The sequence below is a fragment of the Aliiroseovarius crassostreae genome, assembly GCF_049803815.1.
Classification (GTDB): Bacteria; Pseudomonadota; Alphaproteobacteria; order Rhodobacterales; family Rhodobacteraceae; genus Aliiroseovarius; species Aliiroseovarius crassostreae_A.
In genome coordinates this window covers 863,623-880,214 of record NZ_JBNAGI010000001.1, presented here as the reverse complement: position 1 = coordinate 880,214, position 16,592 = coordinate 863,623, and the positions used below count along the sequence as shown (strand labels likewise).

The window sequence follows — 16,592 nt, the reverse complement described above, 5'->3', positions numbered from 1 at the left end:
CTTGGCAAAGGAAACTCGCGCCGGATCAAACCTGCGTGGGGATAAGCGGTGTTTTGCTGTCCGCTTGTGCTGGGGATGCGCAAAATGAAAGGCCGCCAGCGCGGGCTGACGGCCTTTTATCGAAGTCTTTGGGGGACCCCCGGGCGCTTAGCCGCCGATCGTTTGCAGATAGGCGATCAGGTTGGCGCGGTCGGTCTCTTTCTTGAGGCCCTTGAAGGTCATCTTGTTGCCCGGAGCGTAAGCTTTCGGGTTTTCCAGCCAGGCGTTCAGCTCGTCTGCGGTCCAGGCCTTGTCGCTCATGCCGGCCAGGACGTCCGAATAGCCAAACCCGGCAACCGAGGCGATCGGACGATCGACAACACCATAAAGGTGCGGGCCGGTGCCATTGGCGCCATCTTCCAGCTTGTGGCAGGCTTTACACTTGCTCCAGGCCTTTTCCCCTTTGGCAGGATCGGCAGCGGCCAGAAGGTCAGCAAAAGGAACCTCTTCCACTTCTTCGGCCTCTTCCCCGGCATCGTCTGCCAGGGCAATCACATAGCCGGTCGCGGCATGGTCTTCACCGGCATGGCCGTGGTCGCCGCCCGAGGCATAAAGCCCGGTGGCAACCCAGTTGCCCAAAAGAAGGATCAGCAGGGCACCGCAGATGGCCCCGCCAGCTTTCGTCAGTGTCATAGTGTCGAACATGTCGCGTCCCGTCTCATCATAAAGTTAGAAGCCTTCTAGCCGCTTCCCAACCGCCATTTCAAGCGATATGACGCTAGTTCACAGGGACAATTTGCCCTAGCCGCAGAAGGAACGCACCAAATGACCGGTCGCATCGCATTTCAGGGGGAACCCGGAGCCTATTCACACGAGGCCTGCATCAAGGCGCGCCCGGATATGGAGGCGATGCCCTGTGAGACCTTTGAAGAGGTGATCGGGGCCGTGCGCTCGGGCGCTGCGGATCAGGCGATGCTGCCGATTGAAAACTCGACCTATGGCCGGGTGGCCGACATTCACCGGCTGCTGCCGGAAAGTGGTCTGCATGTTCTGGACGAAGCCTTTGTGCGCGTGCGGATCAGCCTTCTGGGCCTGCCGGGCAGCAAGGTTGACGATATCAACCTGGTGCGGGCGCATCTGGTGCTTTTGCCGCAATCGGCGAATTTCCTGAAACTGCACGGGATCAAGGGCGTTGCGGCGGCCGACAGCGCGGGGGCGGCGGCGAAGCTGGCGAAAACCAAGGTGGCTGGCGAAGGGGTGTTGGCCTCGTCGCTGGCGGGCGAGATCTATGGGCTGGATGTCTTGGCCGAGGATGTGGAAGACCACGGTCACAACACCACGCGGTTTGTGATCATGGGGCGCGAGCCGAACCACCAGCGGCGCGGCGAACACGGCATGATCACCACCTTTGTCTTTCAGGTGCGCAACATTCCTGCCGCGCTTTACAAGGCGATGGGTGGCTTTGCCACCAACGGGGTGAACATGACCAAACTGGAAAGCTATATGGTCGACGGGTCGTTCACCGCGACGCGATTCTATGCCGATATCGACGGCCATCCGGATGATCCGGGGGTGCGTCTGGCGCTGGAGGAACTGGATCACTTCACCGAAACGGTGGATATTCTGGGCGTCTATCCGCGCGACCCAAGCCGCGACAGTTAAGGGGCAAGATCAGAGAACTTGAAAGACCGCGCGGAGTTACCGCTTGGCGCGGTCTTCAATATTTTGCGCGTAATCGGCGACGCGGCGGCGGAATTTTTTCACCATATTCGCCCGCGCCAGCTTCATCGATTGCAGCAAAAGCCGTGCCGGGATGGATTTCGGCTTAAGCTCCACATCCAGGTTCATCCGGGTGCGTTGCGGCGAAAGCGAGACAAGATCCACCGTCACCTCGGCCTCGATGCCGGACACTTTGGAAACCAGCGTCAGCCCGTATGGGGCGTCAAAATCGGTCAGTTCCAGATTGGCGTCACGGTCGCGATTGCGATACATGAAGCTTGCCTTCCAGGTCATGCCCTTGCCCGGTGCAGCCAGATTGTCGGTGCGCACCACCTCGGCCCCGCGGCGCAGGGCCGCGCGTTCCATTCCGTCGAAATCCGACACAGAAGCAAAGACAAACTCGATATCAGCGGCAATATCTTCGCGGGTGGTGAATTTCATACTCGACCTCTTTGGCGCATCCCGGACATGGGGCGGGACTTATCGTTGCGCGCTAATTTGCGTTTAATCCAGCTGATCCGCAAGCCAGTTTCTGAGCAGGAAATGTGCGATCGACCCGGCGCGCGCGGGCTTTACACCGTCAAGTTGACCCGCGAAGGCTTGCATCATCTCTTCTCGGGTCAGCCAGATCGCGTCCTCAAGTTCGTTCGGGTCCAGCGTGATCTCATCCGTCAAAGCCTCGCCGCGCGTGCCAATCATGAGCGAGGCCGGGAAGGGCCAGGGTTGCGAGGCAAGATAAGAAACGGCCCCCACCTTCACGCCCGTTTCTTCAACCACCTCGCGGCGGGTGGCGGCCTCGATGGTTTCACCGGGTTCCATGAAGCCTGCCAGAAGCGAATACATCCCGTCTGGCCAGCCCGGCGAGCGGCCGATCAACACGCGGTTGCCTTGGGTGATCAACATGATCACCACAGGATCGGTGCGTGGAAAATGCATGCGCCCACAGGACGGGCAGTTGCGCTGCCACCCGGCCTCGGCAATCTCGGACGCCGCCCCGCAATTGGCGCAAAACCCGTGGATGCGATGCCACTCCAGGATCGCGCGGGCGGTTGCGGCAATCTCGGCCTCTTTCGGGGACAGAGCTGTCAGCATCATGCGCAGTTCTAGAAACGCTGACCCTTCTGGTGCCCCGGGATGGTGATGCGCTTCGGTGTCAAGAAAGCTCATTGTGTCTGGCTGCAACACACCATCCCAATCGGGAAGGTTGCAGGCAAATATCGGGGTGTCATCAGAGAGGCCCAGAAAGATCGGATCATCATTGCAGTTTGCAATGATCTCATGCCCACCCGGCAACAGTTCCAACCGAAAATCACCCGGCTTTGCCTCTCGCACCAGGGGTTTCCCGCGCCATAGAGGAAGGAATGCGCCATTGCGTTGAAATTGAACGAGTTTCTCCGGGTGCTTTCGCAGATGGGCTGCGCGATCCAGCTGTCCTGCCCCAAAACTAACGGTTTCTGAGAGTTTCATTGAAATATCCATATGTTGTGCAATTTTCGGACGGGCCGTGCATAGGTGGGGTTAATTCGTCTCTAGGTAGTACTCAAAGCGGCATATCATCTTTTGCTGGTGGGTGCTTCTTTTCGACGTTAAGCTGTTTTTGCAAAACCGAAAACCGCAACGCAATGTGCAAATGAAAATCCAATGACATGTTGCCTCCGGTGGTGGATGTGAAAGGCAGGCGGGCATGACAGATGCCTTGGCAGATGAAGAAATGGAAGCGAAACCGCGTCAGATGCGGGTCCGGTTGCTCGCGACCACGGATCTGCACATGCATATCCTGCCCTATGATTATTTTACAGACCTGCCAAATGCCCGCTGGGGGCTGTCACAGACCGCAAAGCTGATCCAACAGGCCCGCACCGAAGAAGGCAATACACTGCTCTTTGATGCGGGTGATTTCCTGCATGGCACCGCGATGGGGGATTTTGTGGTTGAACAGGCCCAACAGGGCAAAGCGGACGAGCAGGTGCACCCGATGATCGCCGCGATGAACCATCTGCGCTATGATGCCGCCACCTTGGGAAATCACGATTTCGACCGGGGGGTGGATGTGTTGTTATCTGCCGTCGAGCAGGCGGAGTTTCCCATCGTGTCGTCCAATATCGTGCTGAACAAAGGGGATACACCGTCCCATGACAGCACCTTCATGCCGCCCTTCACCATTCTGAACCGCTATTTCATCGACGATAAAGGCGAAGAGAACCTGGTGCGGATTGGGGTGATTGGCTTTTTGCCGCCCAACTCGATCCATGCGGGAACCAAGGCCGCGCCAACCCCGGGCACGCGCGACATTTTGCGCGCGGCCCGTGATTTCGTGCCGCAATTGCGGGCCAAGGGGGTGGATGTCGTGGTGGCGCTGGCCCATAGCGGCATCGGCGTCGCAGACCACCGCGAAGGCATGGAAAACGCGATCATCCCTCTGAGCAAAGTTGATGGGATTGACGTCATCATCGGGGGGCATTCGCACCAGTATTACCCGCCACAACCCGGGGCTTCGGGCACGCAGCACGCCTGGCTGGCGCATCCAGAGGTGGATGCCGACGCAGGATGTATCAATGGAAAACCAGTGGTGATTGCGGGGTTCTGGGGATCTCATCTGGGTGTGATTGATCTGAACTTCCTCGAAACGCCCGAGGGCTGGCAGGTGGAAACCGGCCCGGTGGAGCTGCGCGAAGTGCCGGAAAGCCAACCGGATACGGCCTTGCCGGAATTATCCGACCTTCTGGGCCCATTGCACGAAAGCACCTTGATGCATGTGCGCACCCGGATCGGGTATGTGCATCAGGATCTTTACAGCTATTTCGCCCTGGCCGGGATGGATCTGTCGACCCGGCTGGTGCAGCAGGCCATGGTGGATTTCACCCGGCAGCTGGTCGGCTATGGGGCGGCGCCGGATCTGCCGGTTCTGGCCTCTTCCGCTGCGTTCAAATGTGGCGGCCTGGGCGGGCCGGGCTATTATACCGCCATTGACGCGGGCGAGCTGACCCTGCGGTCGGTTGCGGACCTGTATATCTTTCCCAATGAAATCTCCCTGGTGCGCGCCAACGGCGCCTATCTGAAACACTGGCTTGAACGGGCCGTCAGCGTGTTCAATCAGGTGATGCCGGGACGGCGGATGCAGATGTTGAAGGACGCGGGCACGCCGGGCTATCTGCTGGAAAGCGTGTTGGGGCTTGGATATCAGGTCGACCTGTCACAGCCCGCGCGATACTCGCCCGCGGGGCGGCTGCAAAATCCCGGGGCGTCGCGCATTCGCGGTCTGAATTTCAACGGACGCCCTGTCACGGATAAAGACGAGTTTCTTCTGGCCACCAGCGATTTTCGCGTCCGGGGCGGGGGCGGGTTTCCAACGATTGCAGCAGATCGGATTGTTCCGGTCACCCCCATGTCGATCCGGGATCTGGTGCGCCACCATATCGAACAGCATGAACATATTGATTTAACGCCGGAATTGCAGTGGCGATTTGCGCCCGTTGATGGGGCGAGCGTTGTTTTTGCGTCCTCGCCAGCGGCACGGCAATACAGTGAAACCATTGACGGTCTGAATGTGCGGGACATGAATGAAGAGGATCTGCGCGGATTTGCGATGTTTGAGCTGATGCTATGAAATATGCGGGCTTCCCAAGGCTTGCATCCCTTCGTCGACCCGCCTATATGAATCCCCGAGAGGTTGGCGCGGGCAGGCGCCTCGCCAACCTGGTCAGGTCCGGAAGGAAGCAGCCACAACGAGCCCCGCTTGGGTCGTGTTCAGCCTCTCACCTCGTTTCAAAATCGCAGATTTTGAAACACCCGACAGGCGATTGGAACAATCGCCGAGAGGGTATATCCAAGCCCGGCAGGTGATTGGCGCAATCGCCGCGAGGGTTACGACCAAGCCCGACAGGTGAAATGCCGTTTCACCAAAAGGGAGAATACCCCCAGCAGGTGAACGCCAATTCGCCAGATGGGACACGCCAACAACGCACCAGACGGAGGGACTTTATGATTGTGACAAACACCCTTCAGGCAGGTCGTTCCTGATCCACCCCGGCATCGCTGGCCGCACCGGATCTCTGCCTGATACACCCTTCCGACATCGCATCGCGATGCCCGGAAATGTTGTGTTCTCTACACAGGCAAACCAATGACATACACTCTTCAGGACCTCGGATGGTCCAACCACTTTGCGCGCCAACTGGACGACACCAACGCGCAAACCCCGTTTCGCATCAGCGACGTGCATCGCGACCGACTGACGGCGCTGGGCGCAGAAGGCGAAGTGACCCTGATCACCACCGACCATTCCACCGGCGATTTTGCCGTGGGCGACTGGGTGCTGGCTGATCAGGCCAACCGCATCACCCACCTGTTTGACCGGCAGACGGAACTGAAACGCCGCGCTGCCGGCACCGACGCCCGCATTCAGTTGATCGCGGCCAACGTGGACGTGCTGTTCATCACCTCGTCCTGCAACGCCGATTTCAACCCGGCACGCATTGAACGCTATCTCGCCCTGGCCCATGACGCCGGGAGCTTTGCGGTTCTCGTGCTGACCAAAGCGGATCTGTGTGACGACCCCCGCGTGGTCACGCGCGAGGCGGAACGGCTGGCCCCGGCCTTGCCCGTTCTCGCCGTCAATGCGCACGACCCGGATGGCATTGCCCAGTTGGAAAGCTGGCTGCCACCGGGGCAAACCGCAGCTTTGGTCGGGTCATCCGGCGTGGGTAAAACCACCTTGATGAACGGGCTGTGCGATTTGCAGGATGCCACGCAGGGCATTCGCGAAGATGACGCCAAAGGCCGCCACACCACCACCGCGCGGTCGCTGCGGCCGACGCGGAATGGCGCGTGGCTGATCGACACGCCGGGAATGCGCGCCCTGCGTCTGGCCGATGCGGGCGAGGGGATTGATGCGTTGTTCGACGACATCGTGACCCTGGCCGCGTCCTGCCGGTTTTCCGATTGTCAGCATGAGGGCGAGCCGGGCTGTGCGGTGCAAAACGCCATCGCGGACGGGGATCTTGATCCGGACCGCCTGAAACGCTGGCGCAAGTTGCAGGCCGAAGATCGGCGCAACACCGAAACCCTGGCCGAAGCCCGCGCGCGCGACAAGGCGTTTGGCAAAATGGTCAACAGCGTGGTGCGCGACGCGCATTACAAGAAGGGGCGGTAACGCGCCCTAACCGCGATCAGACGCAGGCGCAGCGGCCCAGTCCTGCTGCGCCTGTGTTTCCACCGCACAAGGACGCGCTTCGCGAAGGCGCGCCAAGGCTGTCTCTGGATCTTCGCCCAGCTCGACCATCAACCGCATCACCGCCATGCCGGACCGGCCACAGCCACCACGACAATGGGCCAGCACCTTGCCACCCTGCCGCAGGATCGCGAGGGCGAGCATCGACACTTCGGGCCATGTCAGCTCCACATCCGCGCCGGGCGCGCCAAAATCGCGAATGGGCAGCGCGTACCAACTGATCCCGAGGTCCTGCAGATCGTCGCCGAAATCCGCAGCCCCAACCGCGTTCAGCTCTGCCTCTTCGGTCATGGTCAGCACCAGATCGGGGGACCATTCCTCAATTGTGGCAAGGTCCGCGTGATAGGGCGACAAAAGGCCGGGCAGGGGGCAGATGCCGAGCATGCCCTTGCCTGCGGTGAGAGTGTGGATGGCGAAGCTTTGTGTCATGTCTCCGGCCTACCACGAGGCCGCGCGCGGGGCCACCTCATTCAGGACGACGAGCGGTGGACGAATGTGCCAAGGCCCCGTACTCTGCCGGGAATACGAATCCGGTTCAGAAAGCTCTCATGTCCGATACCCCCGTCGACACCGCAATGGATACCTCGCAGGAACCCCAAGCCTATCAGGTGCTTGCGCGCAAATACCGCCCGGAAACCTTTGCCGATCTGGTGGGGCAGGAGGCGATGGTCCGCACCCTGAAAAACGCCTTTGAAAGCGACCGGATTGCGCAGGCCTTTGTGATGACCGGCATTCGCGGTGTGGGCAAAACCACCACCGCAAGGATCATCGCCAAGGGCATGAACTGCATCGGCCCCGATGGCACCGGTGGCCCGACGGTGGACCCCTGTGGCAAGTGCGAACATTGCGTGGCAATCGCCGAAGGGCGGCACGTGGATGTGATGGAAATGGACGCCGCCTCGCGCACGGGTGTGGGCGACATTCGCGAGATCATCGAAAGTGTGCATTACCGGGCGGCCTCGGCCCGCTACAAGATCTACATCATCGATGAGGTTCACATGCTGTCGACCAGCGCATTTAACGCGCTGCTCAAAACGCTGGAGGAACCGCCCGCCCATGTGAAGTTCATCTTCGCGACCACGGAAATCCGCAAAGTGCCGGTCACGGTGCTCTCGCGCTGCCAGCGCTTTGATCTCAGACGAATCGAACCCGAAGACATGCTGGCGATGCTGAAACGCATTGCCACCGCTGAGGGCGCCGAGATTGCCGAGGACGCGCTGGCGCTCATTACCCGCGCCGCCGAGGGATCGGCCCGTGACGCGCAATCGCTCCTTGATCAGGCCATTTCGCACGGCGCCGGGGAAACCACCGCCGATCAGGTGCGCGCGATGCTTGGCTTGGCAGATCGCGGCCGGGTTCTGGACCTGTTTGACCTGATCATGCGCGGCGATGCGGCAGGCGCGCTCTCCGAAATCGGGGCGCAATATGCCGATGGGGCGGACCCGATGGCGGTGCTGCGGGATCTGGCCGAGGTGGCCCATTGGGTCAGCGTGATCAAGATCACGCCCGAGGCCGCCGAAGACCCCACCGTGTCGCCTGATGAACGCACTCGTGGTCAGGCGATGGCGGAAAAGCTGCCAATGCGGGTCCTGTCGCGCATGTGGCAGATGTTGCTGACCGCATTGGAAGAGGTGGCCCATGCCCCCAACGCGATGATGGCCGCGGAAATGGCGGTCATTCGCATGACCCATGTGGCCGATCTGCCGACCCCGGAAGAGCTGGTGAAAAAGCTGAAAGACGTGCCAGTACCGCCCCCGGCGCCGGGTGGCGGAGGGGGCGCGCCTGTTCCAAATGGCAATGGCGGCGGCACTGCGATGGGCGGTTATGCGTCGGGACCATCCGGGTCAGGCGGAGCATCCGGCCCCACCGCGCTGGCCGTGGCCAACGCCCCTGCCAGCGCGCTCGCGCATTACGCGCGGTTCGAAAATGTATTGGAACTGATCCGCACCAATCGTGACGCCAAGCTGCTGGTGGATGTGGAAATGCACGTGCGCCTCGCCTCGTATCAACCGGGGCGGATCGAATTCACCCCGGCCCACAACGCCCCGCAAGACCTCGCCGCGCGGCTCGCACAGAGATTGCATGGCTGGACCGGAGTGCGCTGGGGCGTCACGCTGGTCAATGGCTGCGAGGAACCCACGGTTTACGAGGTCCAGAACCGTGAAAAGCTCGCCCTGCGGCAAGAGGCAGAGGCGCATCCGCTTGTGCAGGCGGTGATTGCGGCCTTCCCGAAGGCGAAAGTGACCGAGATCCGGTCGGCCGAAGACCTGGCGCAGGAAGCCGCCACCGAGGGGTTGCAAGAGGTCGAAGATGAATGGGATCCGTTTGAAGAGGAGTGAGGTGGCCCAACTCCGTTCCCCCTACATCATCCTTGAAGAGGTCAAGGCGCTGGCTGTGGAGTATTATGCGGCGACCGGAAAACCTTTGGGGGTCACGGGCGAGATCGCCGAAGGGGAAGCGGCGCGTTTGCTCGGGCTGGAATTGGCCGATGCCCGGATGCCCGGGTTTGATGCGGTTCGCCAAGGTGCGCGCGGGCCGGAAAAAATCCAGATCAAAGGGCGCTGGAAACGTGCCGGGAAAAACTGGGGGCGGGTGTCCAAGATCAACACCGATGCGGAGTTTGATATGGTGATGTTGGTGCTGATGGACGGGCCTTATGAGGTGTTCCAGATTTGGGAAGCCTGCCGCGCCGACGTTATTGCACGACTGGATGCGCCGGGGTCGAAAGCGCGCAATGAACGGCGCTCCATGGGGGTGTCTCAATTCAAGACGATTGCAACATTGGTATGGGCGCGCGCGTAACCCGACCTTGTAACCCCGGACCCCGACCCGTATCTAAGACCCAAGTTGAAACGTGAGGAGCATCAGATGTTCAAAGGACTGGGTGGGCTCGGCGATATGGCCGGGATGATGAAAAAGGCGCAGGAAATGCAGACCCGCATGGCGGAGATGCAGGAAAGCCTGGAAACCATCACCGTGGTGGGTGAAAGCGGCGCCGGGCTGGTCAAGGCCACGGCGACGGCCAAGGGCGTGCTGACCGGGTTGGACATTGATCCGACCATCTTTAACCCCGATGAAAAAGAAGTGGTCGAGGATCTGATCCTGGCCGCGATCAAAGACGCTCAGGCCAAGGCGCAGGACCGTTCGCAGCGCGAAATGGCGGAGCTGACCGAAAGCCTTGGTCTGCCCAAGGACATGAACCTGCCGTTCTGAACGGCGGGGATGTGATCCGGGATGAGTGAAGCGCCGCGCGATATCGAGAACCTGATCGAGTTGATGGCCAAGCTGCCCGGGCTTGGGCCGCGCTCCGCCCGGCGCGCGGTGCTGCACCTGATCCGCAAACGCGCGCTGGTCCTGATGCCGCTGGCGGACGCCATGCAGGCGGTGGCGGAAACGGCGCGGGAATGCGTGACCTGCGGCAATGTCTCGACCTCGGATCAATGCGACATCTGCACCTCGAACAAACGCGCCAATGGCGAGATCTGCGTGGTCGAGGATGTGGCCGACCTGTGGGCGATGGAGCGCGCCGGGATCTTCAAGGGGCGCTATCACGTGCTGGGCGGCACATTGTCGGCGCTGGATGCGGTTGGGCCTGATGACCTCGGCATCCCACGCCTCGCTGCCCGTGTCGCGGATGAAGAGGTGCAAGAGGTGATCCTGGCGCTAAACGCCACCGTGGATGGCCAGACAACCGCCCATTATATCGCCGAAGAGCTGGAAGGGCGCTGCGTGGTGTCCACGCTGGCCCAAGGGGTGCCGGTCGGCGGCGAGCTGGATTATCTGGACGAAGGCACCATTTCCGCCGCTTTGAACGCCCGCAAACGGATGTGACCCTGCTGCCAAGCGGGCCTCGCGTCGCTCGGGCTTGATAAGCGCCGCTCATGCGACGCGGATGAGGGGCGCTGCCCCTCGCGAGGCAAGCTCGCTCACCCCGGGATATTTGCACCCAGGAAATGGAGAGGCCAGAAATAGGAAAGGGAGGCCAAGCGACCTCCCCCAATGAGTTCCCTCATTTCCTGGTGCGGTCATCGGCGTCCCCGACTGTACCGCACATCCAGCCTCTCAGAACATGGTTAACATTCCGTTATTTTCTGGTTGGAAATATCCCGGGGGTGAGACCGCAGGTCGAGGGGGCAGCGCCCCCTTCTTCTCGCTCAGTGTCGGACCATCAGAACTGGTCCAGCAACCGTTCGATATACTCCCGCTCTTCCTCAGGGCGGGTGGTTTCCCCTGACCGGCGGCGCAGCTCGTCGGTGAGCTCCTGGGCGCGCCGTCGCAGGTCTTCTTCGGTGACATAACCGCCATCGGTGGCGCCCATTCCCGACTGGCTGCCGGTGCTACGCCCCAGGGGATCACGGGCGTTCCGACTGCCCTGATCCTGCCCGGTCTGGCCTTGCTGCCCTTCGCGCCCGGCCTGTTGAGAATTCATCGCGTCATCAAATTGGCGCAACCCCTCTCGCAGGGCTTCCATCGCTTCGGCCTGTCGGTCCAGCGCACCGGCAAGGTCTCCGTCCTCAAGGGCGTCCGCCGCATCCCCCATTGCGCGTCCGGCCGCCCCGAGCGCATCGCGCGCCGCGTTGCCGGCCTCGGATCCGGCGCCAGGCAGGTTGCGGCGTTGCGCGTCCAACTGATCCTGTAGCTCGCGTTGCCGCTGGGCAAGGCCTGCGCCGTTTTGTCCGGTGTCCCCCTGATCACCCGCTTCGCCAGATTGTCCTTCGCCCGACTGACCCTGGCCGGATTGTCCTTCACCCGAATGGCTTTGCCCGCGACCCTGGCCACCATCGCGCCCGGTGTTGCCCTGGCTTTCACCCGCCTGATTGCCCTGACCCCCCTGTTCCTGAAGATCGCGGAAGGCTTCGTCCGACAGACCCTGTTGCTGGCGCAAAGTGTCTGCCAGCCCGTCGCGCGCCTGTTGTCCCTCACCTTCGCTGCCCCCTTGGGTGACCTGCATGTTTTCCATCATCCGGCGCAACGCATCAAGCATCTGCATCGCCTCGTCCATGCGCCCTTCGCGCATCAGTTCTTCGATCCGTTCCATCATCGCGTCCAGATCGGCAGAGCTCATTTCCATCTGCTCGCCATCCGGCAGGGGCTGTTGCTGGCCCTGATCCGGGTTTTGCGCCAGACGATCCAGATAGTCCTTCATCGCGTCGCGCAGTTCGTCCATCAGCTCGGACAGTTCTTCTTCCGTGGCCCCGTCCCGCATCGCCTGTTCCAGCCGCTCCTGCGCACGCGCCAGCCGCTCGCGGGCATCGTTGAGCCCGGTGTCCTCGATCTGCAGCGCAATGTCCCACAGAGTTGCGGCGAGAGTGTTCTGATCCTTGCTGGTCAGCCCGACGTCAATCGCCGTTTCGAGCTCCCGGATCACCGCGCGCAGCGACAGGTAAGTGCCCTCGGGCAGCGACAGCCCGTCAGGCCGGTGCAGGATGGCGCGCAGGATCTGGGCCACCCGAGGGGCGCCCGCGCTTGCCCACAACAGGTCTCGGCGCAGTTCGATCAGCGCACGTGCTTCGGGGGCGAAAAACCGGCGCGCGGGCAGGGTCAGGTCAAGGGGCGTAGCGCGCCCTTCCTGCCCGGCACCATCTTCGGCCAGCAGGGTGATCTTGGTGGGCAGGCCTGCCCAGGGGTGTTCGGCCAGGTTTTCCTCCCATACCTCTTCGATCAGACGCAAATCGCCGCGATAGGGGCGCGGCAGGTCCACCGTCAGGGTCGGGCGCGGATCGGGGGGCAAGGCCAGCCCATGGCGGCGATCCACCCGCTCCAATGCCAGGTCGATCTGTGCCGCCCCTAGGATGACGCCATGATCGTCCACCGCGAGGAACGCCTGTTGAAACTGGCCCGAAATCTGCCGCGTCATCTCGCCTTCGGGGCGGATATCGGGGGGAAGGTCGCCAATGGCTGTAATGCTCCATTCGGGGCCATCCCGCCCAATGGTCAGCGTGCCGTTTCGGGTGATCTCGGTCTCCATCACCTCCTGGGGCGGGCCATCTATCAGGTCACCGCCCAAGTCAATCGGCGCCGTGTCCAACCCGTAAAAGCGCAAGGTCAGGCGGCTGCCCGCGGGCACGGGCAGGGGGCCTGATGGTTGATCATTCAGGTAAAGGCTGGGCTGGCCTGTGTAGGCGGGCGGCTCAATCCAACCTTCCCAGGCCAGAGGGCTGGGGCAATCCAGACAGTCAGGGTTGGGTGGGATAACCGGGCCCTGCGCCGCCTGCGGGGCCACGCCGAACATCAGTGCCATCACGCAGGCCACCGTCGCGATCAGGCGCAACGCAAAGGGGTCACGATCCGCCACCCGCAGGTCTGGTGCTTCGGCTTTGGCCGTCGCGGCGAGCGCGGCCATGCGCGTCTGATGCGCCTGCCAGATGGACTGTGACACCGGGTCGTCGCCCCCAATTGCCGTGTTGTCGCGCAACGCAGCCAAGGGGCGTTGGGGGATTTGACCATCCAACCGGGCTTCAACCTCGCCCTGCACCGGCCAGCGAAACCGGCGTATGCCCCAGACCAAAGTGGCAAGAACAGAGACGCCCAGCACCACGAAACACAGGGGCGTAAAGCCCACAAACCGGGCCCAGGCCGTGGCGACCATCAGCACGCTGACCAAAGGCCAAAACGCGCGCCACCCCCGTTCCAACCCCATCGCGGCCCATGTCAATCGCAGGGGCCAGCGCAGCTGTTTCATCAGCTCGGGCGAAAGGTTGGGCCGGGTCATGTCACCCCGTATTGCTTAGATCCATTCAGGGATCGTATCGCGGTCCAGCATTTCTTCATAGGTGGGACGGGCGCGGATAACGGAAAATTGCTCACCAGAGACCAGAACCTCGGGGATCAGCGGGCGGGAATTGTATTCCGACGCCATCACCGCGCCATAGGCCCCGGCAGAGCGGAACGCGATCAGATCGTCCGATTTCAGCGGCGCCATATTGCGGCCCTTCGCAAAAGTGTCACCGGTTTCGCAGATCGGCCCAACAATGTCGTACCCTTTTGGCTCAAGGCCGGGCTGGGCTTCCAGCACGGGGATAATATCGTGATGCGCCTCATACATGGCAGGGCGCACAAGGTCGTTCATCGCCGCATCCACAATCAGGAAATCGCGGCCTTCGCCCTCTTTCACATAGATCACGGAACTCACCATCAGCCCCGCATTGCCTGACACCAGCCGCCCCGGCTCAATCTCGATCTCGCAGCCCAGATGGCCGACCGTTTCGCGCACCATCTGGCCGTATTCGATCGGCAGCGGCGGCGCGTCGTTGGAACGCTCATAAGGGATGCCAAGCCCGCCGCCCAGATCGAGCCGTGTGATGTCATGACCGTCCAAACGCAAGGCTTCGGTCAGCTCCGCAACCTTCTGATAGGCTTGGCGAAACGGCTCCAGATCGGTCAGTTGGCTGCCGATATGAACGTCAATGCCAACCACTTTCAGGCCGCGCAGCTTGGCAATCTCGGCGTAAACCTCACGCGCGCGGGCAATTGGAATGCCGAACTTGTTTTCCGATTTCCCGGTCGAGATTTTGGCATGAGTCTTCGCGTCCACATCCGGGTTGACCCGCACAGCTACGGGCGCTTCAACCCCCATTTCGCTGGCCACCTCGGACAGCGCGCGATATTCCGGCTCGCTTTCCAGATTGAACTGGCGAATGCCCTGCGACAGCGCCAGACGCATTTCGTCACGGGTCTTGCCCACGCCGGAAAACACAATCCGCTCGCCCGGCACGCCCGCGGCAATCGCCCGGCGCAATTCGCCGCCCGACACCACGTCCATGCCCGCACCCATGTCCCCCAACAGTTTCAGAACCGCCAGATTGGAATTCGACTTCACCGCGAAGCACACCAAATGATCCGTCCACGCCAACGCTTCGGTAAACAGCGAGATGTGGCGTTTCAACGTCGCCGCCGAATAAACGTAAAACGGCGTGCCCACCTGGGCCGCAATCTCGGGAATGGCAACATCTTCGGCGTGCAATACACCGTCGCGGTAAAGGAAATGATCCACGGCTTCGCCCTGTCCTTGTTGGTCTGTCTGCGCTGCCCTCTGCCCTAGCGGAACTGAAACCCGCTTTCAACAAGAACCGCTGCCATCTTTGGTCCGCAAATATCCCGGAGCGCGAGGCAGCGCCTCGCAATAAGAAAACGCCAGCCGAACGGGCTGGCGTTTGCAGTCTTCAACCTGAACGGCGCTTACTGCGCCACCGTGTCCTCGGGTGACCCAGGGCGGATCGGTTCCCCATCCGCGCCACAGCCCACCAGCCCCAGAAGGGCAACGATCAAAACCGCGCGGATCATGCGAGCTTCTCCTGCCCCAGTTTTTCTGTCCAGCGGGAGATCTGCTTGCGCACCTCAGAGGGGGCCGTGCCGCCGTAAGATGTGCGTGAGGCGACCGAATTGTGTACGCCCAGCACGTCAAACACATCCTTGGTGATCGCGTCATGCACCGATTGCATGTCCTCCAGCGTGAGATCCGGCAGGTCACAGCCCTTGCCCTCGGCCATCGCCACCAGCGACCCTGTCACGTGGTGGGCATCACGGAACGGCATGTTGAGCGCGCGCACCAGCCAGTCGGCCAGGTCGGTGGCGGTCGAGAAGCCCGAGGCCGCAGCGGCCTCAAGATTTTCGCGCTGCCCTTCCATGTCGCTGACCATGCCGGTCATGGCGGCCAAGCCGAGCATCAGGTTGTCGGCGGCGTCAAAGACCTGTTCCTTGTCTTCCTGCATGTCCTTGGAATAGGCCAGCGGCAGACCCTTCATCACGGTCATCAGGCCCACATTTGCGCCCATGATCCGGCCGATCTTGGCGCGTAGCAGTTCGGCGGCGTCCGGGTTGCGTTTTTGCGGCATGATCGACGACCCGGTGGACCATTTGTCGGACATGCGCACAAAGCGGAATTGCGCCGACGACCAGATCACCAGTTCTTCGGCCAGACGGCTGAGGTGCATGGCGGTCAGGGTCGAGGCAGACAGGAACTCCAGCGCAAAATCGCGATCCGCCACGGCATCCAGCGAGTTGGCGGTGGGGCGGTCAAACCCCAGCGTCTGCGCCGTCATGTGACGATCAATTGGGAACGATGTCCCGGCCAACGCGGCAGAGCCCAGGGGGCATTCATTCATCCGTTTGCGCGCGTCCTGAAAACGGGAAATGTCACGGCCAAACATCTCGACATAGGCCATCATATGATGGCCCCATGTCACCGGCTGGGCGGTTTGCAGGTGGGTAAAGCCAGGCATCACCCAATCGGCGCCCATCTCGGCCTGCGACAGAAGGGCGCGCACCAGCGCGGTCAGCCCTTCGATGGCGGCGTCCATCTGGCCGCGCACCCAAAGTTTGAAATCGGTCGCGACCTGATCATTGCGGCTTCGCGCCGTGTGCAGACGACCTGCGGGTTCGCCCACGACCTCTTTCAGGCGGGCTTCGACATTCATGTGAATGTCTTCGAGGGCGGTCGAAAACTGGAACGAACCGTTCTCGATCTCTGACAAGACGGTGAGAAGCCCTTCACGGATCGCCTTCGCATCGCTATCTTTTATCACGCCTGTGGCGGCCAACATGGCGGCATGGGCGCGCGAGCCGTCGATATCCTGTCGGGCCATGCGCTGGTCATAGCCGATCGATGCGTTAATCGCTTCCATGATTGCGTCGGGTCCGGCAGAGAACCGGCCGCCCCACATGG

14 protein-coding genes and 1 other RNA gene are annotated in these 16,592 nt (G+C 61.8%); 8 read left to right on the top strand and 7 right to left on the bottom strand.

Annotation, left to right across the window (positions count from 1 at the left end; translation table 11 throughout):
• Positions 1–147 precede the first annotated feature (147 nt).
• Entirely contained in the window at positions 148–684 is a 537-nt protein-coding gene (locus tag ACP15V_RS04345) for a c-type cytochrome (protein WP_424942440.1), read from the bottom strand.
• 120 nt (positions 685–804) lie between these two features.
• Here ACP15V_RS04345 and ACP15V_RS04340 point away from each other — a divergent pair, with 120 nt between their 5' ends.
• The gene (locus ACP15V_RS04340) at positions 805–1,641 is read left to right on the top strand and encodes a prephenate dehydratase (protein WP_424942439.1); all 837 of its coding nucleotides are present in this window, start codon (positions 805–807) and stop codon (positions 1,639–1,641) included.
• Between the two features lie 36 nt (positions 1,642–1,677).
• Here ACP15V_RS04340 and ACP15V_RS04335 read toward each other — a convergent pair whose 3' ends face one another.
• Both ACP15V_RS04335 and nudC read right to left on the bottom strand, forming a co-directional pair.
• A complete protein-coding gene (locus ACP15V_RS04335; RefSeq protein WP_424942438.1) occupies positions 1,678–2,139 on the bottom strand; it encodes an SRPBCC family protein in 462 nt (153 codons plus the stop codon).
• A gap of 63 nt (positions 2,140–2,202) precedes the next feature.
• A complete protein-coding gene (nudC, locus tag ACP15V_RS04330) occupies positions 2,203–3,165 on the bottom strand; it encodes an NAD(+) diphosphatase (RefSeq protein ID WP_424942437.1) in 963 nt (320 codons plus the stop codon).
• 217 nt (positions 3,166–3,382) lie between these two features.
• Here nudC and ACP15V_RS04325 point away from each other — a divergent pair, with 217 nt between their 5' ends.
• The 3 genes from ACP15V_RS04325 to rsgA all read left to right on the top strand — a co-directional run bounded on the left by ACP15V_RS04325 (position 3,383) and on the right by rsgA (position 6,850).
• Positions 3,383–5,305, top strand: a complete 1,923-nt coding sequence (locus ACP15V_RS04325; RefSeq protein WP_424942436.1) for a bifunctional 2',3'-cyclic-nucleotide 2'-phosphodiesterase/3'-nucleotidase — start codon at positions 3,383–3,385, stop codon at positions 5,303–5,305.
• 56 nt (positions 5,306–5,361) lie between these two features.
• Positions 5,362–5,459: signal recognition particle sRNA small type (ffs, locus tag ACP15V_RS04320), an RNA gene on the top strand.
• A gap of 362 nt (positions 5,460–5,821) precedes the next feature.
• Positions 5,822–6,850, top strand: a complete 1,029-nt coding sequence (rsgA, locus tag ACP15V_RS04315; RefSeq protein ID WP_424942435.1) for a ribosome small subunit-dependent GTPase A — start codon at positions 5,822–5,824, stop codon at positions 6,848–6,850.
• 6 nt (positions 6,851–6,856) lie between these two features.
• On the opposite strand, the gene ACP15V_RS04310 is transcribed toward rsgA, so the two are convergent.
• Positions 6,857–7,357 carry a protein phosphatase gene (locus ACP15V_RS04310; protein WP_424942434.1) on the bottom strand — a complete coding sequence of 167 codons (501 nt, stop codon included), beginning with the start codon at positions 7,355–7,357 and terminating at the stop codon, positions 6,857–6,859.
• A gap of 119 nt (positions 7,358–7,476) precedes the next feature.
• Here ACP15V_RS04310 and ACP15V_RS04305 point away from each other — a divergent pair, with 119 nt between their 5' ends.
• The 4 genes from ACP15V_RS04305 (at position 7,477) to recR (ending at position 10,759) form a co-directional block, all read left to right on the top strand.
• The gene (locus ACP15V_RS04305; protein ID WP_424942433.1) at positions 7,477–9,267 is read left to right on the top strand and encodes a DNA polymerase III subunit gamma/tau; all 1,791 of its coding nucleotides are present in this window, start codon (positions 7,477–7,479) and stop codon (positions 9,265–9,267) included.
• Position 9,268: 1 nt separating this feature from the next.
• Complete coding sequence (locus ACP15V_RS04300) at positions 9,269–9,730, top strand: hypothetical protein (RefSeq protein WP_424942432.1); 462 nt, start codon at positions 9,269–9,271, stop codon at positions 9,728–9,730.
• A 66-nt stretch (positions 9,731–9,796) separates the two neighbouring features.
• Positions 9,797–10,141 (top strand): YbaB/EbfC family nucleoid-associated protein, encoded by a 345-nt coding sequence (locus tag ACP15V_RS04295; protein WP_424942431.1) that lies wholly within the window; start codon positions 9,797–9,799, stop codon positions 10,139–10,141.
• A 21-nt stretch (positions 10,142–10,162) separates the two neighbouring features.
• Entirely contained in the window at positions 10,163–10,759 is a 597-nt protein-coding gene (gene recR, locus ACP15V_RS04290; RefSeq protein WP_424942430.1) for a recombination mediator RecR, read from the top strand.
• A 337-nt stretch (positions 10,760–11,096) separates the two neighbouring features.
• Here recR and ACP15V_RS04285 read toward each other — a convergent pair whose 3' ends face one another.
• From ACP15V_RS04285 to argH, 3 genes are all read right to left on the bottom strand, one after another.
• Positions 11,097–13,640 (bottom strand): TIGR02302 family protein, encoded by a 2,544-nt coding sequence (locus ACP15V_RS04285; RefSeq protein ID WP_424942429.1) that lies wholly within the window; start codon positions 13,638–13,640, stop codon positions 11,097–11,099.
• Positions 13,641–13,655: 15 nt separating this feature from the next.
• Complete coding sequence (gene lysA, locus ACP15V_RS04280; RefSeq protein WP_424942428.1) at positions 13,656–14,921, bottom strand: diaminopimelate decarboxylase; 1,266 nt, start codon at positions 14,919–14,921, stop codon at positions 13,656–13,658.
• Between the two features lie 286 nt (positions 14,922–15,207).
• Entirely contained in the window at positions 15,208–16,590 is a 1,383-nt protein-coding gene (gene argH, locus ACP15V_RS04275; protein WP_424942724.1) for an argininosuccinate lyase, read from the bottom strand.
• Between the last annotated feature and the right edge of the window lie 2 nt (positions 16,591–16,592).

Excerpts from the sequence above, each read along its gene's own strand:
- ACP15V_RS04345 (WP_424942440.1), bottom strand. The coding sequence starts at position 684 with ATGTTCGACACTATGACACTGACGAAAGCTGGCGGGGCCATCTGCGGT.
- ACP15V_RS04340 (WP_424942439.1), top strand. The coding sequence starts at position 805 with ATGACCGGTCGCATCGCATTTCAGGGGGAACCCGGAGCCTATTCACAC.
- ACP15V_RS04335 (WP_424942438.1), bottom strand. The coding sequence starts at position 2,139 with ATGAAATTCACCACCCGCGAAGATATTGCCGCTGATATCGAGTTTGTC.
- nudC (WP_424942437.1), bottom strand. The coding sequence starts at position 3,165 with ATGAAACTCTCAGAAACCGTTAGTTTTGGGGCAGGACAGCTGGATCGC.
- ACP15V_RS04325 (WP_424942436.1), top strand. The coding sequence starts at position 3,383 with ATGACAGATGCCTTGGCAGATGAAGAAATGGAAGCGAAACCGCGTCAG.
- rsgA (WP_424942435.1), top strand. The coding sequence starts at position 5,822 with ATGACATACACTCTTCAGGACCTCGGATGGTCCAACCACTTTGCGCGC.
- ACP15V_RS04310 (WP_424942434.1), bottom strand. The coding sequence starts at position 7,357 with ATGACACAAAGCTTCGCCATCCACACTCTCACCGCAGGCAAGGGCATG.
- ACP15V_RS04305 (WP_424942433.1), top strand. The coding sequence starts at position 7,477 with ATGTCCGATACCCCCGTCGACACCGCAATGGATACCTCGCAGGAACCC.
- ACP15V_RS04295 (WP_424942431.1), top strand. The coding sequence starts at position 9,797 with ATGTTCAAAGGACTGGGTGGGCTCGGCGATATGGCCGGGATGATGAAA.
- recR (WP_424942430.1), top strand. The coding sequence starts at position 10,163 with ATGAGTGAAGCGCCGCGCGATATCGAGAACCTGATCGAGTTGATGGCC.
- ACP15V_RS04285 (WP_424942429.1), bottom strand. The coding sequence starts at position 13,640 with ATGACCCGGCCCAACCTTTCGCCCGAGCTGATGAAACAGCTGCGCTGG.
- argH (WP_424942724.1), bottom strand. The coding sequence starts at position 16,590 with ATGTGGGGCGGCCGGTTCTCTGCCGGACCCGACGCAATCATGGAAGCG.